22 protein-coding genes and 3 tRNA genes are annotated in these 21932 nt (G+C 55.7%); 14 read left to right on the top strand and 11 right to left on the bottom strand.

Annotated elements, in window-relative coordinates; all coding sequences use genetic code 11:
• The first annotated feature begins 141 nt into the window (after nucleotides 1–141).
• From ACCW71_RS02595 to rnt, 4 genes are all read left to right on the top strand, one after another.
• Nucleotides 142–738 carry a TetR/AcrR family transcriptional regulator gene (locus tag ACCW71_RS02595; protein ID WP_436369432.1) on the top strand — a complete coding sequence of 199 codons (597 nt, stop codon included), beginning with the start codon at nucleotides 142–144 and terminating at the stop codon, nucleotides 736–738.
• A gap of 50 nt (nucleotides 739–788) precedes the next feature.
• The gene (locus tag ACCW71_RS02590; RefSeq protein ID WP_436369430.1) at nucleotides 789–1886 is read left to right on the top strand and encodes an alkene reductase; all 1098 of its coding nucleotides are present in this window, start codon (nucleotides 789–791) and stop codon (nucleotides 1884–1886) included.
• Nucleotides 1887–2002: 116 nt separating this feature from the next.
• The gene (gene gloA, locus ACCW71_RS02585) at nucleotides 2003–2410 is read left to right on the top strand and encodes a lactoylglutathione lyase (RefSeq protein ID WP_008926200.1); all 408 of its coding nucleotides are present in this window, start codon (nucleotides 2003–2005) and stop codon (nucleotides 2408–2410) included.
• Between the two features lie 120 nt (nucleotides 2411–2530).
• Nucleotides 2531–3199 carry a ribonuclease T gene (rnt, locus tag ACCW71_RS02580; protein ID WP_436369428.1) on the top strand — a complete coding sequence of 223 codons (669 nt, stop codon included), beginning with the start codon at nucleotides 2531–2533 and terminating at the stop codon, nucleotides 3197–3199.
• A 43-nt stretch (nucleotides 3200–3242) separates the two neighbouring features.
• On the opposite strand, the gene ACCW71_RS02575 is transcribed toward rnt, so the two are convergent.
• Nucleotides 3243–3578, bottom strand: coding sequence for a Grx4 family monothiol glutaredoxin (locus ACCW71_RS02575; protein ID WP_179291196.1), 336 nt, complete (start codon nucleotides 3576–3578; stop codon nucleotides 3243–3245).
• A gap of 365 nt (nucleotides 3579–3943) precedes the next feature.
• Between ACCW71_RS02575 and ACCW71_RS02570 the strand changes: the two genes are divergently transcribed.
• Nucleotides 3944–4735, top strand: coding sequence for a C40 family peptidase (locus tag ACCW71_RS02570; RefSeq protein ID WP_436369426.1), 792 nt, complete (start codon nucleotides 3944–3946; stop codon nucleotides 4733–4735).
• Nucleotides 4736–4787: 52 nt separating this feature from the next.
• Here ACCW71_RS02570 and ACCW71_RS02565 read toward each other — a convergent pair whose 3' ends face one another.
• Nucleotides 4788–4877 (bottom strand): YnhF family membrane protein, encoded by a 90-nt coding sequence (locus ACCW71_RS02565; protein ID WP_095707274.1) that lies wholly within the window; start codon nucleotides 4875–4877, stop codon nucleotides 4788–4790.
• Between the two features lie 282 nt (nucleotides 4878–5159).
• On the opposite strand from ACCW71_RS02565, the gene purR reads away from it, so the two are divergent.
• Complete coding sequence (gene purR, locus ACCW71_RS02560; protein ID WP_436369424.1) at nucleotides 5160–6185, top strand: HTH-type transcriptional repressor PurR; 1026 nt, start codon at nucleotides 5160–5162, stop codon at nucleotides 6183–6185.
• On the opposite strand, the gene punR is transcribed toward purR, so the two are convergent.
• Nucleotides 6182–7087 carry a DNA-binding transcriptional activator PunR gene (punR, locus tag ACCW71_RS02555; protein WP_436369422.1) on the bottom strand — a complete coding sequence of 302 codons (906 nt, stop codon included), beginning with the start codon at nucleotides 7085–7087 and terminating at the stop codon, nucleotides 6182–6184. The genes purR and punR overlap by 4 nt on opposite strands.
• A gap of 106 nt (nucleotides 7088–7193) precedes the next feature.
• Between punR and punC the strand changes: the two genes are divergently transcribed.
• Nucleotides 7194–8396: a purine nucleoside transporter PunC gene (punC, locus tag ACCW71_RS02550; RefSeq protein ID WP_436369420.1), complete on the top strand. Its 1203-nt coding sequence runs from the start codon at nucleotides 7194–7196 to the stop codon at nucleotides 8394–8396.
• A gap of 305 nt (nucleotides 8397–8701) precedes the next feature.
• Nucleotides 8702–9850 carry a cyclopropane fatty acyl phospholipid synthase gene (cfa, locus tag ACCW71_RS02545; protein WP_436369419.1) on the top strand — a complete coding sequence of 383 codons (1149 nt, stop codon included), beginning with the start codon at nucleotides 8702–8704 and terminating at the stop codon, nucleotides 9848–9850.
• Nucleotides 9851–9893: 43 nt separating this feature from the next.
• Here the strand turns inward: cfa and ACCW71_RS02540 are convergent, their stop codons facing one another.
• Nucleotides 9894–10553, bottom strand: coding sequence for a riboflavin synthase subunit alpha (locus ACCW71_RS02540; protein WP_436369418.1), 660 nt, complete (start codon nucleotides 10551–10553; stop codon nucleotides 9894–9896).
• Between the two features lie 194 nt (nucleotides 10554–10747).
• Between ACCW71_RS02540 and ACCW71_RS02535 the strand changes: the two genes are divergently transcribed.
• The 6 genes from ACCW71_RS02535 (at nucleotide 10748) to ACCW71_RS02510 (ending at nucleotide 14823) form a co-directional block, all read left to right on the top strand.
• Nucleotides 10748–12121 carry an MATE family efflux transporter gene (locus ACCW71_RS02535; RefSeq protein ID WP_436369416.1) on the top strand — a complete coding sequence of 458 codons (1374 nt, stop codon included), beginning with the start codon at nucleotides 10748–10750 and terminating at the stop codon, nucleotides 12119–12121.
• A 160-nt stretch (nucleotides 12122–12281) separates the two neighbouring features.
• Nucleotides 12282–12358, top strand: a tRNA-Val gene (locus tag ACCW71_RS02530).
• 3 nt (nucleotides 12359–12361) lie between these two features.
• A tRNA-Val gene (locus tag ACCW71_RS02525) sits at nucleotides 12362–12438 on the top strand.
• 11 nt (nucleotides 12439–12449) lie between these two features.
• Nucleotides 12450–12526: transfer RNA gene (locus ACCW71_RS02520), tRNA-Val, on the top strand.
• Nucleotides 12527–12870: 344 nt separating this feature from the next.
• Nucleotides 12871–14283, top strand: coding sequence for a pyruvate kinase PykF (gene pykF, locus ACCW71_RS02515; RefSeq protein ID WP_436369414.1), 1413 nt, complete (start codon nucleotides 12871–12873; stop codon nucleotides 14281–14283).
• A gap of 303 nt (nucleotides 14284–14586) precedes the next feature.
• A complete protein-coding gene (locus tag ACCW71_RS02510) occupies nucleotides 14587–14823 on the top strand; it encodes a major outer membrane lipoprotein (RefSeq protein WP_003853216.1) in 237 nt (78 codons plus the stop codon).
• Nucleotides 14824–14900: 77 nt separating this feature from the next.
• Here the strand turns inward: ACCW71_RS02510 and ACCW71_RS02505 are convergent, their stop codons facing one another.
• Genes ACCW71_RS02505 through sufA form a run of 7 tightly spaced genes read right to left on the bottom strand, consistent with a single transcriptional unit; the run spans nucleotide 14901 to nucleotide 21563 of the window.
• Nucleotides 14901–15926, bottom strand: a complete 1026-nt coding sequence (locus tag ACCW71_RS02505; protein WP_436369413.1) for a L,D-transpeptidase family protein — start codon at nucleotides 15924–15926, stop codon at nucleotides 14901–14903.
• A gap of 56 nt (nucleotides 15927–15982) precedes the next feature.
• Nucleotides 15983–16399 carry a cysteine desulfuration protein SufE gene (sufE, locus tag ACCW71_RS02500; protein ID WP_436369412.1) on the bottom strand — a complete coding sequence of 139 codons (417 nt, stop codon included), beginning with the start codon at nucleotides 16397–16399 and terminating at the stop codon, nucleotides 15983–15985.
• Nucleotides 16400–16420: 21 nt separating this feature from the next.
• Nucleotides 16421–17644: a cysteine desulfurase SufS gene (gene sufS, locus ACCW71_RS02495; RefSeq protein ID WP_436369713.1), complete on the bottom strand. Its 1224-nt coding sequence runs from the start codon at nucleotides 17642–17644 to the stop codon at nucleotides 16421–16423.
• Nucleotides 17644–18924, bottom strand: a complete 1281-nt coding sequence (gene sufD, locus ACCW71_RS02490; protein ID WP_436369410.1) for a Fe-S cluster assembly protein SufD — start codon at nucleotides 18922–18924, stop codon at nucleotides 17644–17646. The genes sufS and sufD overlap by 1 nt, the downstream gene beginning before the upstream one ends.
• A complete protein-coding gene (gene sufC / locus ACCW71_RS02485) occupies nucleotides 18899–19645 on the bottom strand; it encodes a Fe-S cluster assembly ATPase SufC (protein ID WP_013357697.1) in 747 nt (248 codons plus the stop codon). Before sufC ends, sufD begins: the two co-directional genes overlap by 26 nt.
• A gap of 42 nt (nucleotides 19646–19687) precedes the next feature.
• Nucleotides 19688–21181, bottom strand: coding sequence for a Fe-S cluster assembly protein SufB (gene sufB / locus ACCW71_RS02480; RefSeq protein WP_436369409.1), 1494 nt, complete (start codon nucleotides 21179–21181; stop codon nucleotides 19688–19690).
• Nucleotides 21182–21188: 7 nt separating this feature from the next.
• Complete coding sequence (gene sufA, locus ACCW71_RS02475; RefSeq protein WP_436369407.1) at nucleotides 21189–21563, bottom strand: Fe-S cluster assembly scaffold SufA; 375 nt, start codon at nucleotides 21561–21563, stop codon at nucleotides 21189–21191.
• Nucleotides 21564–21932 lie beyond the last annotated feature (369 nt).

Below are 21932 nucleotides of genomic sequence, written 5' to 3'. Positions count from 1 at the left end.
TAAAAAGCGTAGCTGGTTTGCCGCGGAAGTAACATTATGTCGCACAGTATTGTCACCCTTCGCCGGTGCAGAGTGAACACTCTGTGCCAAATGCGACTATCCGCATTGCATTCGACCGACTGGTCTACTACTCTCATTGCCATGAATAAGACGCTACAACGCAACGAAACCCGCGAACACCTGCTTCGGACCGGCGAGCAGATCTGTCTGCAACGCGGATTCACCGGAATGGGCCTCAGCGAATTGCTGACGCAGGCGGCGGTGCCGAAAGGCTCGTTCTACTACTATTTCCGCTCGAAAGAGGCCTTTGGCGTGGCGCTGCTGGAACGCTACTTTGCGCGTTTTTTGCAGGATGTGGAACTACAGCTCAACCAGAGTGAGGGCACGCCACGCGAACGCCTGCTTAACCATTTCCGGGCGGCAGAGCAGCTGTTTGTCCGCCAGGGACATATTGTGGGTTGCCTGGGCGTTAAGTTATCCGCTGAAGTGTGTGATCTCTCTGAGCCGATGCGCGACGCGCTGCAACAGGGTGCGGCAAAAATTACCGCCCTGTATGCCCGCACGCTGATCGCCGCTGAACAGCAGGAGTCACTGAACCTGCCGCAGCCGCCCGCGCAGATGGCTGAACTGCTGTCGCTGCTGTGGCTTGGTGCCAGTTTGCAGAGCAAGATTTCCCGTGAGCCGCAGCCGCTGCGACTCGCGCTGAATACCATCGAACAGTGGCTTGACCGTCACTGATTTTAAAAACAGATGTTTGTAGACGACTGGTCTACTAATCAGGAGCTATTATGGCGAGTACCCAGCTGTTTCGTCCGCTGAAAGTCGGCGCAATTACCGTCCCGAACCGCGTTTTTATGGCGCCACTGACCCGGCTGCGCAGCATTGAGCCGGGCGACATTCCAACCCCGATGATGGGCGAATATTATCGTCAGCGCGCCAGCGCCGGTTTAATCATTACCGAAGCCACCCAGATCTCCTTCCAGGCGAAAGGCTACGCCGGTGCGCCAGGCTTACACACGCAGCCACAGATCGCGGCGTGGAAAGCGATTAACGAAGGGGTGCATCAGGCGGGCGGCCATACCGCCGTGCAGCTGTGGCACACCGGTCGTATCTCGCACAACAGCGTGCAGCCGGAAGGCAAAGCCCCGGTGGCACCTTCGGCGATTGCCGCGGGCACCCGCACCTCGCTGCGTGCCGAAGATGGCAGCGTCTACCGTGAAGAGACCTCCACGCCGCGCGAACTGACGGTGCCGGAGATCCAGCAGATCGTGGCCGACTTTGGTCAGGCCGCCGCCAACGCGCGCGAAGCGGATTTCGATCTGCTTGAGTTGCACTCGGCGCACGGGTATCTGATCCACCAGTTCCTGGCGCCAGGCTCAAACCAGCGTAGCGACGAATATGGCGGCAGCATTGAAAAACGCGGTCGTTTTGCGCTGGAAGTGGTTGATGCGGTGATCGCCAACTGGGCGGCGGATCGTATCGGTATTCGCGTCTCCCCTATCGGCAGCTTCCAGAATCTCGATAACGGCCCGGACGAAGAAGAAGCCGCGCTGTGGTATATCGGCGAGCTGGCAAAACGCAACATCGCCTATCTGCACCTTTCAGAGCCAGACTGGGCCGGCGGTAAGCCTTATACCGACGCTTTCCGTCAGAAAGTGCGTGACCTGTTCCCTGGCGTGATCATTGGTGCTGGTGCCTACACCGTGGAGAAAGCGGACGATCTGATCGCACGCGGTCTGATCGATGCGGTGGCCTTTGGTCGCGATTACATCGCTAACCCGGATCTGGTTGAACGTCTGCAACAGGACGCGCCACTGAATCCACAGCGCCCGGAGAGTTTCTACGGCGGCGGCGCGGAAGGTTATATCGACTACCCTACCCTGTAATCGGTTCGGGCTGCCGTCCGGGACGATGACGGCAGCCATTACGCAATGGCGATTTTGATCGCTATACTTAGCGCCTGGGTCATCCGGCGATGGCGTTTTATTGAAAAGAGGATGTTATGCGTTTACTTCATACCATGCTGCGCGTTGGCGATCTGCAACGTTCTATCGACTTCTACACCCGTGTGCTGGGCATGCGCGTGCTGCGTCAGAGCGAAAACACCGAATACAAATATACCCTGGCGTTTGTAGGTTACACCGACGAGAGCGAAGGCGCGGTGATTGAGCTGACCTACAACTGGGGCGTTGATAAGTATGACCTCGGCAACGCCTATGGTCATATCGCGCTGGGCGTCGATGACGCGGCAGCAGCCTGCGAGCGTATCCGCAAAGATGGTGGCAACGTCACCCGTGAAGCGGGCCCGGTCAAGGGCGGCTCCACCATTATTGCCTTTGTGGAAGATCCCGATGGCTACAAAATTGAGCTGATCGAAAACAAAGACGCCGGAAACGGCCTGGGCAACTAATTCTGCCCCTCAGCCTGCCCTGCCGGGTGGGCTGACCTCCCTTCTCTGCGGTTCATCTGCTGCACCCGGGCCGGTTTTTTGCCATAATGCGCGCTGCCCTTTTTCTGCAACGAGATCCTGATGTCTGAATCGAATTCCCCTAATGCACTCAATCAACGTTTCCGTGGCTTCTATCCGGTGGTCATCGACGTGGAAACCGCGGGTTTCAACGCGCAAACCGATGCGTTACTGGAGATTGCCGCCATCACGCTGAAAATGGATGAAGAGGGCTGGATTCAGACTGACCAGACGCTGCATTTTCACGTCGAGCCGTTTGCCGGCTCGCTGCTGCACCCTGAAGCGCTGGCCTTTACCGGTATCGACCCCACTAATCCGCTGCGTGGCGCGGTGAGTGAATATGAAGCGCTGCACGCCATTTTTAAAATGGTGCGCAAAGGCATTAAAGACAGCGGCTGTAACCGCGCCATTATGGTGGCGCACAACGCGACTTTCGATCTGAACTTTATGTCGGCCGCGGCGGAGCGTGCCAGCCTGAAACGCAATCCGTTTCATCCGTTCGCCACCTTTGACACCGCGGCCCTGAGCGGCCTGGTGCTGGGACAGACGGTGCTGGCGAAAGCCTGTATCGCGGCGGGGATGGCGTTTGACAGCAATCAGGCGCACTCGGCGCTGTATGACACCCAGCAGACGGCGCTGCTGTTCTGTGAGCTGGTGAATCGCTGGAAACGTTTAGGCGGCTGGCCACTTCCGTTGGCGGCGGAAGCGCCGGAAGCCGATGCATCCGCATAAGGGATGCCATAATGAGAAAGGCCGACATGATGTCGGCCTTTTTTTATTCTGCTTCTTTAAATTTTTCTGCGGTCTCTTTGATCAGCGACTGCAATTCACCACGCTGTAACATCTCAACGATGATGTCACATCCGCCGACCAGCTCGCCATCGACCCACAGCTGCGGGAAGGTTGGCCAGTTGGCGTATTTCGGCAGCTCTGCACGAATGTCAGGGTTCTGCAGAATATCCACGTAAGCAAAGCGCTCACCACAGGCTGACAGCGCCTGTACCGCCTGAGCAGAGAAACCGCAGCTTGGCAGTTTCGGGGAACCTTTCATATACAGCAGGATCGGGTTTTCTGCGATCTGGCGCTGAATTTTTTCTACAGTACTCATAATTGCCTTCCTTAATTCGTTACTTCGTGTTTGTTTATTGTAGCGACTTCGCCGCGTGACTGAAAACGAGATTTTGCTCACTGCCCGATTAAATGACCCGCATTGCTAAGTTGTGGCAGGCCGGGCATGAATTCTCCTTTATTAACAGCTGGTAACAGTTTAATAATTCGTAATAATTTCGCTGATATAAGAGACTGAAAATGTTCATTTTCAACACTATTATGGCGGCTGCAAAGATTAATAAAAAAAGACATAACAGTTTTTAAAAAAACTGGACTAGAATGGCTTCGGCGCTGATCCTGGATCAGATTATTCTCACCCTTGTCGCGGTGCGTAGTGGCCCTGACAACTCAACTTATCAACGGACTATGCGTTTAATCATTACGCTTTTTATGCTGGCCTTTGCGCAACTGTTCTTTAATGTCGCCGCTGCGTCACCGCACAAGCCGGTGAACCTCAGTACGCATAAAGCAGAGAAAAAGAGTGCGCGTGACGATGAGCGCCGCAAGCGCCGTCCTGTCAAAACAGCGGCGAAAAAGAGTCGCCTCAGCCCGGTTCAGAAAACAAAAACCAAAAAACAGAAAAAAGTTGAACTGACCGCTCAGCAGACCCCCGCTCACAAGACCTCGCTTAAAACCGCCAGCAGCACAAAGAACAAGAAACGCTATGGCCACCAGCGTCCGCTGAAAACCGCCGACCTCAACAGCGCGGAAACCGGCACCATCAAAATGAATAAATCGCACCGTCAGCGCTATCAGAAGGCGCGCGAAACGGCGATGACCAAGCTGATGGGTCAGCTGGGTAAACCCTATCAGTGGGGCGGCACCTCCCCGCATACCGGCTTTGATTGCAGCGGCCTGGTCTGGTACGCCTATAAAGATCTGGTGAAGTTTAAGATCCCGCGCACCGCCAATGAAATGTATCACCTGCGTGACGCCGCACCGATTAAGCGCGAATCGCTGGAAAAAGGGGATCTGGTTTTCTTCCGCATTAACGGTCGCGGTACCGCTGACCACGTCGGCGTTTACCTGGGTAACGGCAAATTTATCCAGTCGCCTCGTACCGGCAAAGATATTCAGATTAGCGCGTTAGGGGAAGATTACTGGCAGCGCCACTACATTGGTGCCCGTCGGGTGATGACGCCAAAAACCATTCGCTGAGTGGATAAACAGCCAGAAAAGAGAGCCGGGGTGAAAACCCCGGCTTTTTTTATCAGTGCAGAATAGCGGTAAAACTAAAGGCTACAATCATCAGCAGGCAGCCGACGGTGGTCATCAACGCCAGTTTAAGATCGGTACTCATTGATTACTCCTTAGTCACACAGTATGTAGGGATATAGCATTTTCCCACAGGGACCGGTAAAAATCTCGTTTTATCCGGTCAGCCTTGTTAGAATCCCGCCTTTGTTGCGCAACGCGCGCAACCCCGATTCCGTTTGCTCGCTTTTCCAGGCGCTATTTACCCGCCAGACGCCTGTTTACCGGCCAGAAAAGAGGCATGATTGCAGGAAAACCCCCTGGGCAGACGCAAACGTTTAACATTACGCTTATCAGCGAGTTAGATAAGCACTGGAGTCCGATTTTCATGGCAACAATCAAAGATGTGGCAAAACGCGCCGGCGTCTCAACGACCACCGTTTCGCACGTCATTAATAAAACGCGCTTTGTGGCGGAAGAGACGCGCAACGCGGTCTGGCAGGCGATTCAGGAGCTGCACTACTCACCCAGCGCCGTGGCGCGCAGCCTGAAGGTGAATCACACCAAAACGCTGGGCCTGCTTGCCACCTCCAGCGAAGCGCCCTATTTCGCTGAAATTATCGAAGCCGTGGAGAATCACTGCTTTGACAAGGGCTACACCCTGATCCTCGGCAATGCCCATAACGATCTGCAAAAACAGCGCGCTTACCTCAGCATGATGGCGCAGAAGCGCGTCGATGGCCTGCTGGTGATGTGCTCTGAATACCCGGACGATCTGCTGAAGATGCTGGAAGAGAACCGTAATATTCCGATGGTGGTGATGGACTGGGGCGAGTCACGCGCCGACTTTACCGACACCGTGCTGGATAATGCCTTCCAGGGCGGCTATCTGGCCGGCCGTTATCTGATTGAGCGCGGCCACCGCGATATTGGTGCTATCCCCGGTCAGATGGAGCGTAACACCGGCGGCGGACGCCATGCCGGTTTTCTGAAAGCGCTGGAAGAAGCGGGGATTCAGCCGCGTCCCGAATGGATCGTGCAGGGTGACTTTGAGCCGGAGTCGGGTTATCAGGCGATGCAGCAGATTCTGTCGCAGAAACAGCGTCCGACCGCGGTGTTCTGTGGCGGCGACATTATGGCGATGGGCGCGATTTGTGCCGCCGACGAGATGGGCCTGCGGGTGCCGCAGGATATTTCGGTGATCGGCTATGACAATGTGCGCAACGCGCGCTATTTCGCCCCGGCCCTGACCACCGTCCATCAGCCGAAAGCCCAGCTGGGTGAGAAAGCGCTGGATATGCTGCTGGACCGTATCACCAGCAAACGCGAAGTGTCACAGACGATTGAAGTGCACCCTACCCTGATTGAACGCCGTTCGGTCGCGGATGGTCCGTTCCGCGACTATCGCCGTTAATCCTCGCTCAGCCACTCCTGATTAAGCGTCTGCGCATCACCCAGGTAGTTCAGCAGCCAGGCGGTTGCCGGGGATGCGCGATCTTCCGCCCAGCTGACGCAGCAGGGGCTGTCAGGAAAGGCCACCGGCAGCGTCAGCTCAACCAGATCGCCGCTGTCGAGCAGCGGTTTCGCCAGATGACCTGGCACCATCGCGACGCACAATCCCGCCAGCAAACAGTCCAGCCCGGTCTGCCATTCCGGTACCACCAGCCGGCGCTGGTTATCCAGCGTCCATGTCATCCGGCGCGGCAGCGCGCGGGAGGTATCCTCCAGCACCAGCGACGGCCAGCTGCGCAGCGTATCTTCATCGATCTGGCTGGCCTGCGTCAGCGGATGATGATGCGCAACCACGCAGCGCCAGTTGAGCTTCCCCATATCGCGGAAGGCGAAACGTCCGCCAACCGGGATCGCCTGGGTCGCGCCAATCGCCACTTCAACCCGGCCATCCGCCAGCGCATCCCAGACGCCGTTAAACACTTCATAGCTGATGTGCAGCTCCATATCGGGGAAATGGCGATAAAAATCTTTCACCAGTTGCCGGGTCCGCTCGGGTTTCACGATGCAGTCAATCGCCAGGCTTAACTGGCCGCGCCAGCCGTTAGCCAGCTGCTGACACTGTCGGCGTGTGGCGAGCATTTTTTTGATGACGCTGCGCCCTTCACGGACAAAATGCTCGCCCGCAGGCGTTAATACCACCTCCCGATGCTGGCGTTCAAACAGCGGCACCGCCAGCCAGGTCTCCAGCTGGCGCACCGTATAGCTGATGGCAGAAGGGACGCGATGCAGCTCCTGCGCCGCCGCGCTGAAACTGCCACCGCGCGCCACTGCGTCAACCACCTCTAATGCATATTCCGACCACATAATCTGCCTTCAAAAATTTTAACAGCAATCGGCAAATATTAGCGTTTCACAGCCGCAAACGCACCTTTTACACTCTGCCGCGTTTATCCTGCAAAATGAGAAGCACATGTTACCGACCAAAGGATTTATGCCCTATCTTGCTCTGCTGAGCATGCTGGGCTTTTTAGCCACTGATATGTACCTGCCCGCCTTCGGTGCGATGCAGCAGACCTTTAACAGCTCGCCGGGTCTGATCAGCGCCAGCCTGAGCCTGTTCCTGGCGGGCTTTGCCTGCGGTCAGCTCTTCTGGGGGCCGCTCTCCGATCGCATCGGGCGCAAGCCGGTGCTGCTGGCCGGGCTGACGCTGTTTGCTGTCGGCTGCGCCGGGATGCTGTGGGTGAGTAATATCTATCTGATGCTGCTGCTGCGTTTTGCGCAGGCGATTGGCGTCTGCGCCGCCGCCGTAAGCTGGCAGGCGCTGGTGGTCGATCGCTATCCGGCGGCGCGCGCCAATAAAGTGTTCGCCACCATCATGCCGCTGGTTGCGCTCTCCCCCGCGCTGGCCCCGCTGCTGGGTGCCTGGCTGATTGGCCATTTCCACTGGCGCTCCATTTTCCTGGTGCTGACCCTGACTGCGGTCGCGCTGATTCTGACCACGTTGCGTCTGCCGGGTGCGCGTCCGGTGGCCGCTGACAAAGGTGCGCAGCCAGGTTTTCTCTCGCTGGTGAAATCCCGGATTTACAGCGGTAACGTTCTGATCTATTCCGCCTGTTCCGCCAGCTTTTTTGCCTGGCTGACCGGTTCGCCCTTTATTCTGGCCGATCTGGGGCTCTCGCCAGCCGACATCGGGCTGAGCTATCTGCCCCAGACGCTGGCTTTCCTGATTGGCGGTTTTGGCTGTCGTGCCCTGCTTAACCGTTTTAGTGGCGCACAGCTGCTGCCCTGGCTGCTGCTGCTCTACAGCCTGAGTATTCTGGCGCTGTTTGGTGTCGCGCTCTCTGGCACTGCGACGCTGATCGGCCTGATGGTGCCGTTCTGCGGCATGGCGCTGGCCAATGGCGCGATCTATCCGATTGTGGTCTCCGGCGCACTGATGCCTTTCCCGCACGCCACCGGTAAAGCGGCTGCGCTACAGAACACTTTGCAGTTAGGACTCTGCTTCGCCGCCAGCCTGGCGGTTTCGGCCGGATTAACTCAGGCGCTCTTCACCACCACGCTGATGATGACGGTGACCATCCTGCTCGCCCTGAGCGGTTACCTGATGCAGCGCAGGGCAAGCGCACGATCTGCTGTTGCCTCTCCGCTACCTGACTGCCAGGATAATCACTGAAACAATGATCTTTAGTTAGCAGCCTAACAATAAGTCATTGAATATTGACTTGGGTGATCATATAATCATCCAGGTCAATAACCTGCTATAAATCAATAAAATAATAACGAAACAAACCGATTGGTAACCTGTTACCGGGAAGGTCTTCGTGCGCGTTATTCCTGCCGTGCCAGCCCTGTTCAGGGAGTGCCAGTCCTCTGTATCACACATAACCGGTGTGCGGAGTCATCCGTGACTTTTCTCAACTCCTGAAGAAATTGACTACTCTTTTTTCAGGCTCCGATTGGACAGGTGGTGGAAAAGCTATGAGTTCATCCTATGCAGAAGAAGTGATCCTTGAAGAGAACCATTGGTACCGTATCGTTCATGAACTGCTGGAAAAAGCGGATATTGACATCAATGGTTCACGTCCCTGGGACATTCAGATTAATCATCCTGGTTTCTTTAAACGTGTTCTGCAGGAGGGTTCGCTTGGGCTTGGCGAGAGCTATATGGATGGATGGTGGGATTGCGACCGGCTGGATATTTTTTTCCACCGCGTGCTGAAACATAATCTGGACCAGCAACTTCCTCATCATTTTAAAGATACCCTGCGTATTGCCGCCGCGCGTTTAACCAATCTGCAATCAAAAAAACGCGCCTGGATCGTCGGTAAAGAGCATTACGATCTCGGCAACGATCTCTTTTCTGAGATGCTCGACCCTTACATGCAATACTCCTGCGGCTACTGGAAAGAGGCCACCACCCTGGAGGCGGCGCAGCAAGCCAAACTGAATATGATCTGCCAGAAGCTCGCGCTGGAGCCGGGCATGTCGCTGCTGGATATTGGCTGCGGCTGGGGCGGGCTGGCGGAATTTGCCGCCCGCCATTATGACGTTAAGGTCCATGGCGTGACGATTTCCGCTGAACAGCAGAAAATGGCGCAGCAGCGCTGTCAGGGATTGGATGTCACGATCCTGTTGCAGGATTACCGTGACCTGCATGAGCAGTTTGACCGTATTGTCTCTGTAGGGATGTTTGAACATGTCGGGCCAAAAAATTACGCCACCTATTTCGACGTGGTCGATCGTAATTTAAAACCAGATGGCCTTTTCCTGCTGCATACCATTGGCGCGATTAAAACGGATATGAATGTCGATCCGTGGATCGATAAATATATTTTCCCCAACGGCTGTCTGCCTTCGGTGCGGCATATCGCGGATGCCAGCGAACCCCACTTTATTCTGGAAGACTGGCATAACTTTGGCGCGGATTACGACCGGACATTGATGGCCTGGTATGAACGCTTTCTCCAGGCCTGGCCGCAACTCGCCGACAGTTATGGCGAACGCTTTAAACGGATGTTCTCTTACTATCTTAACGCCTGCGCCGGTGCGTTCCGGGCGCGCGATATTCAGCTGTGGCAGGTGCTGTTCAGTCGCGGTATTGAAGGTGGCCTGCGCGTTGCGCGCTGAGGCCACGCCTGCGGCAATAAAAAAGGCGCTGACGCGCCTTTATTTAATTGTCGTCGCCGGATTGCCCGGTCAGCAGACTCATCGCTGCCGTGGCGTCGCGCTGCGCCAGCACCCGCTCAACGGTCTCCACAATCGCCTGGGTATGCGGATCGATCTCAATATTGACCCGATCGCCAAAGGTCTTCGCCCCCAGCGTGGTGCGCTCCAGCGTCTCCGGGATCAGGTAGACACAGAACTTCGTCTTAGTCACATCGCCGACAGTCAGGCTGATACCGTCGATGCCGACAAACCCTTTGTGCAGGATATATTTCATCTGCGTCGGGTCCTGAATTTTAAACCAGACCTCGCGGTTATGCTCCGACTGGATAATTTTGCAGATCTCCGCGGTGGTCATAATATGGCCCGACATCAGGTGGCCGCCAATTTCATCGCTGAACTTCGCCGCCCGCTCGATATTGACCACGTCGCCCTGACGTAAATCGCCCAGATTGGTGACCCGCAGCGTCTCTTTAATTAAGTCAAAACTGACACGGTCGCCGTCAATCGCCGTTACGGTTAAACAGCAGCCGTTGTGCGCCACCGATGCCCCCAGCTCCAGCCCCGGCAGCAGGGCTTCCGGCAGCCTGATGGTATGCGTGCGAAACAGCTCTTTCTCGTCAATGGACACAATCTCTGCGGTGCCCTGTACAATTCCGGTAAACATAGTCCTGGCCTCTGAGAAGTTTTGGCTAGTTTATCACAGCTCAGCTACGCTGTTGGATTTCAGCCGGTAGCGCGCGGCAAACCGCATCCTGTGACAAAGATTGGCGAATTCAGCCCGGCCAGTTACACTAGGTTCCGCAATTCCTGGGCTTCTCTGCCCTTGCCCTTTATTCATTCAACAAGTCAGGTGTTAACGTGCAGAAGTATTTAACAGAAGCGCGTCAATTGCTGGCCCTTGCGATTCCGGTCATCCTGGCTCAGGTGGCCCAGACCGCAATGGGATTTGTGGATACCATTATGGCCGGCGCCGTCAGCGCCACGGATATGGCCGCCGTTGCTGTCGGCACCTCCATCTGGCTTCCGGCCATCCTGTTTGGTCATGGTCTTCTGCTTGCATTGACGCCCACCGTTGCGCAACTCAACGGCTCAGGCCGCCGTGAACGCATCGCCGAGCAGATTCGTCAGGGATACTGGCTGGCCTTCTTTGTTTCCATCCTGATCATGGTGCTGTTATGGCATGCCGGTTATCTGATTCAGGCGATGCACGACATCGATCCGCAACTGGCGCGGAAAGCGGAGGGCTATCTGCATGCTCTGCTGTTTGGCGCGCCGGGCTACCTGTTCTTCCAGGTGCTGCGTAATCAGTGTGAAGGTCTGTCAAAAACCAAGCCGGGCATGATGCTGGGCTTTCTCGGCCTGATGTTTAACATCCCGCTTAACTATATCTTTATCTATGGTCACTTCGGTATGCCGGCGCTGGGCGGGGTAGGCTGCGGGGTCGCGACCGCCTCAGTCTACTGGGTGATGTTTATCTGCCTGCGTTTCTGGCTGCGGCGGATGGGCAGCATGCGCGATATTCGCATGGCGAGCCGCTGGTCAGCGCCCTCCCGTCCGATTCTTACCCGGCTGATGACGCTGGGCCTGCCGGTGGCGCTGGCGCTGTTCTTTGAAGTGACTCTGTTCGCCGTGGTGGCGCTGCTGGTCTCGCCGCTCGGCATCGTTAACGTGGCGGGTCATCAGATTGCGCTGAACTTCAGTTCGCTGATGTTCGTCCTGCCGCTGTCGCTGGGGGTGGCGACCACCATCCGGGTCGGCTATCGGCTGGGACAGGGCTCGACCGAGCAGGCCAAAGTGGCGGCCTGGACGGCACAGGGTGTCGGGATCTCGATGGCGGCGCTGACGGCGATTTTTACCGTGACCTTTCGTCACCAGATCGCCCTGCTCTATAACGATAATCCGGCGGTGGTCACGCTGGCCGCTCAGCTGATGCTGCTGGCGGCCATCTATCAGTTCTCCGACTCGATTCAGGTAATCGGCAGCGGGATCCTGCGCGGTTATAAAGATACCCGGTCGATCTTCTTTATCACCTTTATCGCCTACTGGCTGCTCGGCCTGCCCGCCGGCTATCTGCTGGCGCTGACCGACTGGCTGGTGCCGCGTATGGGGCCGGCTGGCTTCTGGTGTGGCTTTATTATTGGCCTGACCTCAGCGGCAATCATGATGATCTGGCGCATCAGGCGGTTACAGCGGGCACCGGCCGGGGTGATCATGGCGCGGGCCGAACGCTAAGCGCGCGCGGTGCCTCAAAAGCGCCGCGCCGCGAAAAAAGCTGAAAAAATCGACGGTTAGCACAGTTGCTGCTCAGTCATGGCGAAAAAACTATTTTCCCCTTGCCAGCCTCACACGCTGCCGTTAATATTCGTCCCCGCTGTCGCCCTGACAGCGTGTTGCGCTCTTAGCTCAGTTGGTTAGAGCACCACCTTGACATGGTGGGGGTCGATGGTTCGAGTCCATTAGAGCGCACCAAGTGCGTCCGTAGCTCAGTTGGTTAGAGCACCACCTTGACATGGTGGGGGTCGGTGGTTCGAGTCCACTCGGACGCACCAATATTTAGTATGCGCTCTTAGCTCAGTTGGTTAGAGCACCACCTTGACATGGTGGGGGTCGATGGTTCGAGTCCATTAGAGCGCACCACTTTCAGAATTTCTCCCGCTTGCGCAACCACGCTTTTATTGATCTACATCTGCTCCCTCTGCCGCTTTTTGATTGGTTTTCGCATACTTAGCGACTATACTGTCCCGCGTTGTTCTCTTGAAAGGTTTCAGCGATCACGTGCTTACTGCGATAACTCAAATGATTTGCGCAACAACAGCCTGGTGGTTACCAACCGTAACCGCACAACTTCCCTGCACGCCTGGCCTTCGTCACCTATTCTTACTCAGTGTTGTTCATTCCGTTCATAACCAGAATTTTCACTTCGATGCGCTGCCATCGGACTTCGCCCTTTATCATCCATCACAACTTACAGATAATCCGTCATGAAAAAGACTAAAATCGTTTGTACTATCGGCCCGAAAACCGAATCCGAAGAGATGCTGACCCAGCTGCTTGAAGCGGGCATGAATGTTATGCGTCTTAACTTCTCCCACGGCGATTACGCCGAGCATGGTCAACGCATCACCAACATGCGTGCCGTCATGGAAAAAACCGGTCGTCAGGCGGCTATTCTGCTGGATACCAAAGGCCCCGAAATCCGCACCATGAAGCTGGAAGGCGGCAACGATGCGTCACTGAAAGCGGGTCAGACTTTCACCTTCACCACCGATCAGAGCGTGATCGGCAACAGCGAACGTGTTGCGGTCACCTACCCTGGCTTCACCGCCGATCTGAAAATCGGTGACACCGTGCTGGTTGATGATGGCCTGATCGGTATGGAAGTGACCGACGTCACCGAAAACAGCGTGGTATGTAAAGTGCTGAACAACGGCGACCTGGGTGAGAACAAAGGCGTCAACCTGCCGGGCGTCTCCATTCAGCTGCCTGCGCTGGCGGAAAAAGATAAGCGTGACCTGATTTTCGGTTGCGAGCAGGGCGTTGACTTTGTCGCGGCCTCGTTCATCCGTAAACGTTCTGACGTGCTGGAAATCCGTGAGCACCTGAAACAGCACGGCGGCGAGCACATTCAGATCATCTCCAAGATTGAAAACCAGGAAGGCCTGAACAACTTCGACGAGATTCTGGAAGCCTCTGACGGCATCATGGTCGCGCGTGGCGACCTGGGCGTTGAGATCCCGGTTGAAGAGGTAATCTTCGCTCAGAAGATGATGATCAAGAAGTGTAATAAAGCGCGCAAAGTGGTGATCACCGCCACCCAGATGCTCGATTCGATGATCAAGAACCCGCGCCCTACCCGCGCTGAAGCCGGTGACGTGGCTAACGCCATCCTCGACGGCACTGACGCAGTGATGCTGTCAGGCGAAAGCGCCAAAGGCCGCTATCCGCTGGAGTCGGTCACCATCATGGCGACCATCTGTGAGCGTACCGATCGCGTCATGAAGCCGCGCATCGACAGCCAGAACGACACCCGCAAGCTGCGCATCACCGAGGCGGTCTGCCGCGGTGCGGTAGAGACCGCTGAGAAGCTGGAAGCTCCACTGATTGTGGTGGCGACCGAAGGCGGTAAATCAGCGAAAGCGGTGCGTAAATATTTCCCGAACGCCACTATCCTGGCGCTGACCACTAACCCGACCACCGCCCGTCAGCTGATCCTGAGCAAAGGGATCGAAACCCGCCTGGTCTCTGAAATCGCCTCTACTGACGATTTCTACCGCCTGGGTAAAGAAGCGGCGCTGGAAAGCGGCTATGGTCAGAAAGGCGACGTGGTGGTGCTGGTCTCAGGTGCATTAGTACCAAGCGGAACTACCAACACCGCCTCAGTACACGTCCTGTAAAACTATTTCGACCTTTAATTCAGAAGCGCCTTTCAGAGGCGCTTTTTTTATTTTTACTTAATACAAATGCCACAAAACTCCAATCGAAAATAACTATTCAAATTCACTTTACATTAAGGTTAATCCGATTAAATCCCTCTGTTTTCGCTAAATTTTTTTATCATCTGCTGCGATTCGCTGCTTCTTTGAGCGAACGATCAAATTTAAGCATCTTCTCATCAAAAATTTATTCTCAACTTAAAAAGCTTTGTGTAATACTTGTAAGGCTACATAGAGATTAACTCAATCTAGAGGGTATAAATAATGAATCGTACTAAACTGGTACTGGGCGCGGTAGTTCTGGCTTCAACTATGCTGGCTGGTTGCTCAAGCAACGCTAAAATCGACCAGCTGTCTTCAGACGTTCAGACTCTGAACGCTAAAGTTGACCAGCTGAGCAACGACGTGAACGCAGTGCGTTCAGACGTTCAGGCTGCTAAAGATGACGCAGCTCGCGCTAACCAGCGTCTGGACAACCAGGCTCACTCTTACCGTAAGTAAGAGTTCTGGTTTAAAAATGGCGCCTTTATGGCGCCATTTTTTTGCTCTTTTTTCAGCCCATACTGCTGCAATCACTATCAGGGCGCAGCTTTTTCCGCTTCAGCCTGCACCACCGGCGCTGCCGTAGTGGCTGAGTCGCGCTCCAGCCCCGCAGGCGGCGTGCCGCTGTTCTCGACCGGCTCACCCTGACTTACCAGCACCGGCATCCCTGAACGGCGCGCCAGGCTCGCTTTAATCAATGCCCTGTCGCTGCTGTCACTTTTCATAAACTGCTTCAGTCCGGCGCTCAGCGCTAACGGCATGGTCTGCGGATCATCCTTTTCGTTGTGGGACAACGGCTGATGGACCTCAACGTAACGTTTGCCATCCGGCTCTACCGCGTACTTAACCGGCTGATTGATAATCTGCACCCGCGTCCCTTTCGGCACCGAATTAAACAGCGCTTCAATATCTTCTGAACGCAGACGAATGCAGCCGGAGCTGACGCGCATCCCGATACCAAACTTCGCATTGGTGCCGTGGATCAGATACTGGCCGGTGCCACGCGCCAGACGCAGCGCAAACAGCCCCATCGGATTATCCGGCCCGGCAGGCACCACCGCGGGCAGCGTGACGCCCTCTTTGGCGTAGCGCTTACGGATGTTCTGCGTCGGCGTCCAGGTCGGATTAGGCACCTTCTGGCTGATCTGCGTCACCATCACCGGCGTCGCTGCGCCCAGCTGGCCAATACCAATGGGATAGACAATCACCTTGTCTTCGCCTTTGGGATAGTAGTAGAGCCGCAGCTCCGCCAGATTCACCACAATGCCTTCGCGCGGCGTATCGGGCAGCAGCATCTGTAGCGGCACGGTGAGCTGCGTGCCCGCTTTGGGCAGCCAGGGATCGGTGCCGGGATTCGCCTCCAGCAGGCCCAGCAGCCCCACCTGATAGCGGGCGGCAATCTCCTCCAGCGGACGTTTGTCATCAGGCACCTGAGCCAGTACGTTTTCGCCAATCAGGCGACTGTCAGGGGGTGGCAGCGGATATTCGGTGGCAAAGAGAGGTGCAGAGAGCCCAAAACAGGTCAGCAGCAATGCACCGGCTAAACGTAAAGCAGGTTTCATGCAATTTTCTCGTCAGATAAAAAAACAGACGCCGGGCGGCGTCTGTCGAGTGTAACTTAGCTGAGGTTCTGAGCGGTATGGCGAATAGACCGAATCATCGCCTCCAGCCCCTGCGACCGGGTCGGCGTCAGGTGCTGCATCAGCGCCAGTTCGCCAAACCAGTGGCGCACATCCAGCGCCAGAATGTCGGCGGGCGGCAGGTTCTGATAAAGGCTAAATACGATAGCAATCAGCCCCTTAACGATAGCCGCGTCACTGTCACCTTCAAAGGCGATGGAGCCATCCGGCTGCGGTGTCATTCTGATCCAGACCTGGCTCTGACAACCCGAAATCACGTTTTCCGGCTGATGCAGGGTTTCAGACGATTCCGGCAGTTTTGAGCCCAGTTCAATGATGTAGAGGTACTTCTCTTCCCAGTTGGCGCAACGGTTAAAGTTGCGGACCAGTTTCTCTTTATCCGGCAAATTCGCCATCGGTTACTCCGTTAAAACTGTTCAGCCGCCCAGCAGACGATGAATGCGCGTCAGGCCAGCAACCAGGCGATCCACTTCCTCTTCACTGTTATAGAAGGTGAAGGAGGCGCGGCACATCGCAGGCACATTGTAGTGCTGCATCAGCGGCATCGCGCAGTGGTGACCGGTGCGAATGGCAATCCCGTATTGATCAAGGAAGCTGCCGACATCATAGGCGTGGTGCTTGCCCAGATTGAAAGCGATAACGCCAGCGCGCGCCTGCGGACCGTAGATTTGGATGTCCGGCACCGTGGCCAGTTTATCGAGCGCGTAGTTCATCAGCGCGGTTTCACGCTGATGAATGGTATCCAGCCCCAGCGCCTGCACATAGGCCATCGCCGCGCCGAAACCAATAATGCCGCCGGTATTCGGCGTACCCGCTTCAAAACGCCAGGGCGCGCTGTTCCAGGTGGTGCCGGTAGGCAGCATCACCCGATCAATCATCGATCCGCCCCCTTCCCACGGTGGCATCTCATCCAGCAGCGCTTTGCGGCCGTAGAGAATACCGACGCCGTTTGGCCCATAGAGCTTATGGCTGGAGAAGACATAGAAATCGCAGCCGATATCCTGCACGTCGACTTTGTCATGCATCACCGCCTGCGCGCCATCCACCAGGGTGACAACGCCAGCGGCTTTCGCCTGCGCGACGATCGCTTTTACCGGGTTGACCGTACCGAGCACGTTTGACACATGGGTCACGGCCAGCAGTCGGGTGCGGCTGTCAATCAGCCCCGCCAGCTGCTCCAGCGCCAGCTCGCCATTGTCGTTCAACGGCAGCACACGCACTTCGGCACCGGTGCGCTGCGCCAGCATCTGCCACGGGACGATGTTGGCGTGGTGCTCCATCTCCGTGATGATCAGGTTGTCACCCGCCTGGAGATGGCTGCTGCCCCAGCTGTTCGCTACCAGGTTGATCCCTTCGGTGGTGCCTTTAACGAAGACGATCTCTTCCTGCGATTGAGCGTTAAGAAAACGGGCCGCCTGATCGCGGACGTTTTCCATATCGCTGGTCGCCTGCTGGCTCAGCGTATGGATACCGCGGTGCACGGCCGCATAGCCGTGCTGATAGAAATGACTCTCGGCGTTGATCACCGAGAGTGGACGCTGTGCGCTGGCGGCACTGTCAAGATAGGCCAGCGGATGACCGTTGACCTCACGCTTCAGGATTGGGAAATCAGCCCTGATGCGTTCGAGATCGAAGTTCATCATACGTCGCCTCCAGGAAAACGTTCAGCAATGCGTTGCAGGACCGCCTGACGCAGCACTTCGTTTTCCAGCGCTTCGGTCAGTTCGGCGGCAAAGGCGTGGATGATCATGGTCTGCGCCGCGTCCTGCTCAATTCCGCGCGAACGCAGGTAGAACATCTGCTCATCATCGATACGGCCAATGGTGGCACCGTGGCTGCACTTCACGTCATCCGCATAAATTTCCAGCTGCGGTTTGGTGTCCACTTCGGAGAGTTTGCCCAGCAACAGGTTGTTGTTGGTCATCTGTCCGTCAGTTTTCAGCGCGTGCTGTGCCACTTTAATGTGACCGTTGAACACCGCACGGCCTTTGTCACGCACGATGGTTTTATGCATCTGGCGGCTGACGCAGTGGCCTTTGTTGTGCTCCAGGTAGGTACGGGTATCCGCCACTTCCTGTTTCACCGGCAGCACCAGGCTGTTGATCGCCAGCGTGCTGTTTTCGCCATTCAGCTGGGTACTGGTGTTATGACGCGACAGACCGGCGCCCAGCAGGAAGCTGGTGCTGCTGACCTGTGCATCATTACCAATCACCAGATCGTTATGGGCGAAGTGATAACTGTCGCGGCTCTCAAACGCCAGCTTGGTGTGCGTCAGTCTGGCATTGTCACCGACCGCAAAGGTGAAGCGGGCACCGGTGAAGTGGGCGCGCTCATCCAGCGAAACGTAGTGCTCAATGACTTCCGCTTCCGCGCTCTCATCCAGTTGCAGGTGATGACGGTGATGCACGGTGTTCATGCCCGCCTGCTGACCGCTGGTGATGTGCAGCAGGTAGAGCGGACGCGCCGCTGCCTTGCCACGCGCCAGGCGCAGTGTGGTCACCTCTTCCGCCAGGCTTTCGGTCAGATGCAGGAACACTTCGGGCTGCACCGCCGCCGGCAGGGAACGGCGCTCAGCGGCCACGCTGTGCTGGATCTCAAACAGCTCGCTGTCGCTGGTGCTGAACGCGGGCTGAAACTGACCGTCAACATAGACCAGCCGGATAGCGTCCAGCGGCAGCGCCAGCGCGTCAACCTGTTCGGCGCTCAGGGTCTGCGGCGCTTCCGGCAACACAAACTGCTGTGCCAGCAGCGACTCCAGCGGCGTATATTTCCAGTTTTCATGCTTGCGGGTTGGCAGGCCAACCCGCATCAGCTGCTGCCAGTGCTGCTGCGCCTGGAGTGAGCGCAGTTCACCGCGCGATTCAAACAGGTGATGCCACTGTTGCAGCGCAGAATCACTCTTCGTCGGTAAGCCAGCCATAACCTTGCTCCTCCAGCTGTTTCACCAGCGAGAAGTCGCCAGATTTCACGATTTTGCCCTGATAGAGAACGTGCACGAAGTCCGGCTTGATGTAGTCCAGAATACGCTGATAGTGGGTCACGATAATAAAGGCGCGCTTCTCGTCGCGCAGGCTGTTCACGCCGTTGGCCACAATTTTCAGTGCGTCAATGTCCAGACCGGAGTCGGTCTCATCCAGTATGCAGAGTTCCGGCTCCAGCGCCGCCATTTGCAGGATGTCGTTACGCTTTTTCTCACCGCCGGAGAAGCCGACGTTGACCGAGCGGGTCAGCAGATCTTCCGGCATCTTCAGCAGATGAATTTTCTCTTCGATAAAATCCTGGAAATCAAAGCGGTCCAGCTCGTCCTGCTGACGATATTTACGCACCGCGTTGACCGAGGTTTGCAGGAAGAACTGGTTGCTGACGCCCGGGATCTCTACCGGATACTGGAACGCCATAAAGATACCTTCGCCGGCACGCTCTTCCGGCGCCAGCTCCAGCAGATCTTTCCCTTTGAAGCTGACCGAACCGCCGGTGACTTCATAATCTTCACGTCCCGCCAGCGTCGCTGACAGGGTACTTTTACCTGAGCCGTTCGGGCCCATAATCGCGTGCACTTCACCAGGTTTAATCTCCAGGTTCAGGCCACGCAAAATGGCTTTATCTTCAACACTGACTTGCAAATCTTTAATGCTTAACATGCTTATTCCTTCACATTGCTTCCGGCAACGCGTGTGACGGCATCAGCCCACACTGTGCTCAAGGCTGATGGCTAACAATTTCTGGGCTTCGACAGCGAACTCCAGCGGCAGCTCCGAAAATACGTCTTTACAGAAGCCGTTAACGATCATCGAAATGGCGTCTTCTTCACTGATACCGCGTTGCAGACAGTAGAACATCTGATCTTCGCCGATACGTGATGTCGTGGCTTCATGCTCAAGCTGAGCGGTATTATTGCGGGTTTCAACATACGGGAAGGTATGCGCGCCACAATCGGGACCAATCAGCATCGAGTCACACTGCGTAAAGTTACGGGCGTTGGTGGCGGTTGGCATGATTTTCACCAGTCCGCGATAGGTGTTCTGACTTTTACCGGCCGAGATCCCTTTGGAGATAATGGTCGATTTGGTGTTTTTACCAATGTGGATCATCTTGGTGCCGGTATCGGCCTGCTGACGACCGCTGGTCAGGGCCACCGAGTAGAACTCACCTACAGAATAGTCCCCGCGCAGAATACAGCTCGGGTATTTCCAGGTGATGGCGGAGCCGGTTTCAGACTGCGTCCAGGACATCTTGCTGTGGTCGCCTTCACACAGCGCACGCTTGGTGACAAAGTTGAGGATACCGCCCTCGCCTTCGCCGCCAGGGAACCAGTTCTGCACCGTTGAATATTTTACTTCGGCGTTTTTGTGAATAATCACTTCCACCACCGCCGCATGCAGCTGATAGCTGTCACGCACTGGCGCTGAACAGCCTTCGATGTAGCTGACATAGCTGTCTTCATCGGCGATCAGAATGGTACGTTCGAACTGACCGGTTTTCGCCGCGTTGATGCGGAAGTAGGTCGACAGCTCCATCGGACAGCGCACCCCTTTCGGGATATAGACAAAGGTGCCGTCCGAGGCGACCGCCGAGTTCAGCGCCGCGAAGAAGTTGTCGTTAGCCGGAACCACGGTGCCGAGATACTGCTTCACCAGCTCCGGGTGCTCCTGGATCGCTTCGCCGAATGAACAGAAGATAATCCCCTGCTCCGCCAGCTTGCCACGATAGGTGGTCGCTACTGACACCGAGTCAAAAATGGCGTCGACCGCCACTTCCCGGCCTTCACGCACCGGCACGCCCAGCTGATTAAAGGCGTTCTCCACCTCCTGCGTCAGATAGTCGCTGGCGGGTGTGCTGCCTGAAGCCTGGGTCGCGCCCGGTTCAGAAGCGCAGCTGTCATCGCAGTTGCCGCAGGAGGGTGCGGAATAGTAGCTGTAATCCTGATAGTCGAGTTTTTCGTAATGCGCTTTCAGCCAGTGTGGCTCTTCCATTTCCAGCCAGGCCCGAAACGCTTTAAGACGAAACTCCAGCATCCACTCTGGCTCGTTACGCTTGGCCGAGATCGCCCGCACCACATCTTCATTGATGCCGTTGGCAAATTCTTCGGTTTGCAGTTGGGTAAAGAAGCCCTCTTTGTAGTTGAGCTTGCCTTCCCAGATTTGTACATCGTCAGATGTTTCGCTGTGTCGTGACATATTTCACTTACTCGACGCCAAAGCTCTCACCGCACCCGCAGGCGTGCTGAGCTTTAGGGTTATTGAATTTAAAAATCTGATTCAGGCCTTCGCGAACGTAGTCCAGCTCGGTGCCATCAACGAATGGCATCGCCTGAAGCGGCACAAACAGCGTTGCGCCGTGGAAAGAGAACTGCAAATCCTCTTCGGCGGGCTCTTTCACCAGATCCATAACATAACCAAAACCGGCGCAGCCGGATTGTTTCACACTCAGGCGTAGCCCCTTGACATCAGGGTCCTGAGCCGCCAGATTGAGAATTTGTTGCGCTGCGGTTTCAGTCAGCGTCAGCCCTTTCCAGACAAAATCGTCGGGTGAGAAAGAGTCTGTATTAACGGATGCCATGTTGATACCTCTTGAGTCAGGACCTTTTCAGGCTATCCCTCTATGGTAGTGATCTGACCAATCACTTCAACCTCTTGTTTTGCAGGGATAATCATCTTGTGCTGTTTTATTTGCCTATTTATTAAGCATAGCCTCTTCAACTCACTTTGGGGTGAGACAGTCAGCGTGAAGACGCCGGTGATAACCTATTAATAATTCACTCTTTTTAAAAAAATCATTTTTACGAAAAATGCTTATTGATAGGTTACGCCTTTCTGTGATGTAAACAGATTGTTATTTCCGATTATACCGACAGGCACCATAAATCGATAAATTTTTCTGTCCGGCGATTGCAATCAGGCCACAGATGAATATGATAATTATTATCAT

Origin of the sequence: Pantoea sp. C2G6 (assembly GCF_051336815.1) — a bacterium.
Lineage (GTDB): Bacteria > Pseudomonadota > Gammaproteobacteria > Enterobacterales > Enterobacteriaceae > Pantoea.
Note: the sequence above shows the minus strand (reverse complement) of the source record. Positions and strands in the feature narration are given on the sequence as shown.

Excerpts from the sequence above, each read along its gene's own strand:
- ACCW71_RS02595 (WP_436369432.1), top strand. The coding sequence starts at position 142 with ATGAATAAGACGCTACAACGCAACGAAACCCGCGAACACCTGCTTCGG.
- ACCW71_RS02590 (WP_436369430.1), top strand. The coding sequence starts at position 789 with ATGGCGAGTACCCAGCTGTTTCGTCCGCTGAAAGTCGGCGCAATTACC.
- gloA (WP_008926200.1), top strand. The coding sequence starts at position 2,003 with ATGCGTTTACTTCATACCATGCTGCGCGTTGGCGATCTGCAACGTTCT.
- rnt (WP_436369428.1), top strand. The coding sequence starts at position 2,531 with ATGTCTGAATCGAATTCCCCTAATGCACTCAATCAACGTTTCCGTGGC.
- ACCW71_RS02570 (WP_436369426.1), top strand. The coding sequence starts at position 3,944 with ATGCGTTTAATCATTACGCTTTTTATGCTGGCCTTTGCGCAACTGTTC.
- ACCW71_RS02565 (WP_095707274.1), bottom strand. The coding sequence starts at position 4,877 with ATGAGTACCGATCTTAAACTGGCGTTGATGACCACCGTCGGCTGCCTG.
- purR (WP_436369424.1), top strand. The coding sequence starts at position 5,160 with ATGGCAACAATCAAAGATGTGGCAAAACGCGCCGGCGTCTCAACGACC.
- punR (WP_436369422.1), bottom strand. The coding sequence starts at position 7,087 with ATGTGGTCGGAATATGCATTAGAGGTGGTTGACGCAGTGGCGCGCGGT.
- punC (WP_436369420.1), top strand. The coding sequence starts at position 7,194 with ATGTTACCGACCAAAGGATTTATGCCCTATCTTGCTCTGCTGAGCATG.
- cfa (WP_436369419.1), top strand. The coding sequence starts at position 8,702 with ATGAGTTCATCCTATGCAGAAGAAGTGATCCTTGAAGAGAACCATTGG.
- ACCW71_RS02540 (WP_436369418.1), bottom strand. The coding sequence starts at position 10,553 with ATGTTTACCGGAATTGTACAGGGCACCGCAGAGATTGTGTCCATTGAC.
- pykF (WP_436369414.1), top strand. The coding sequence starts at position 12,871 with ATGAAAAAGACTAAAATCGTTTGTACTATCGGCCCGAAAACCGAATCC.
- ACCW71_RS02510 (WP_003853216.1), top strand. The coding sequence starts at position 14,587 with ATGAATCGTACTAAACTGGTACTGGGCGCGGTAGTTCTGGCTTCAACT.
- ACCW71_RS02505 (WP_436369413.1), bottom strand. The coding sequence starts at position 15,926 with ATGAAACCTGCTTTACGTTTAGCCGGTGCATTGCTGCTGACCTGTTTT.
- sufE (WP_436369412.1), bottom strand. The coding sequence starts at position 16,399 with ATGGCGAATTTGCCGGATAAAGAGAAACTGGTCCGCAACTTTAACCGT.
- sufS (WP_436369713.1), bottom strand. The coding sequence starts at position 17,644 with ATGAACTTCGATCTCGAACGCATCAGGGCTGATTTCCCAATCCTGAAG.
- sufD (WP_436369410.1), bottom strand. The coding sequence starts at position 18,924 with ATGGCTGGCTTACCGACGAAGAGTGATTCTGCGCTGCAACAGTGGCAT.
- sufC (WP_013357697.1), bottom strand. The coding sequence starts at position 19,645 with ATGTTAAGCATTAAAGATTTGCAAGTCAGTGTTGAAGATAAAGCCATT.
- sufB (WP_436369409.1), bottom strand. The coding sequence starts at position 21,181 with ATGTCACGACACAGCGAAACATCTGACGATGTACAAATCTGGGAAGGC.
- sufA (WP_436369407.1), bottom strand. The coding sequence starts at position 21,563 with ATGGCATCCGTTAATACAGACTCTTTCTCACCCGACGATTTTGTCTGG.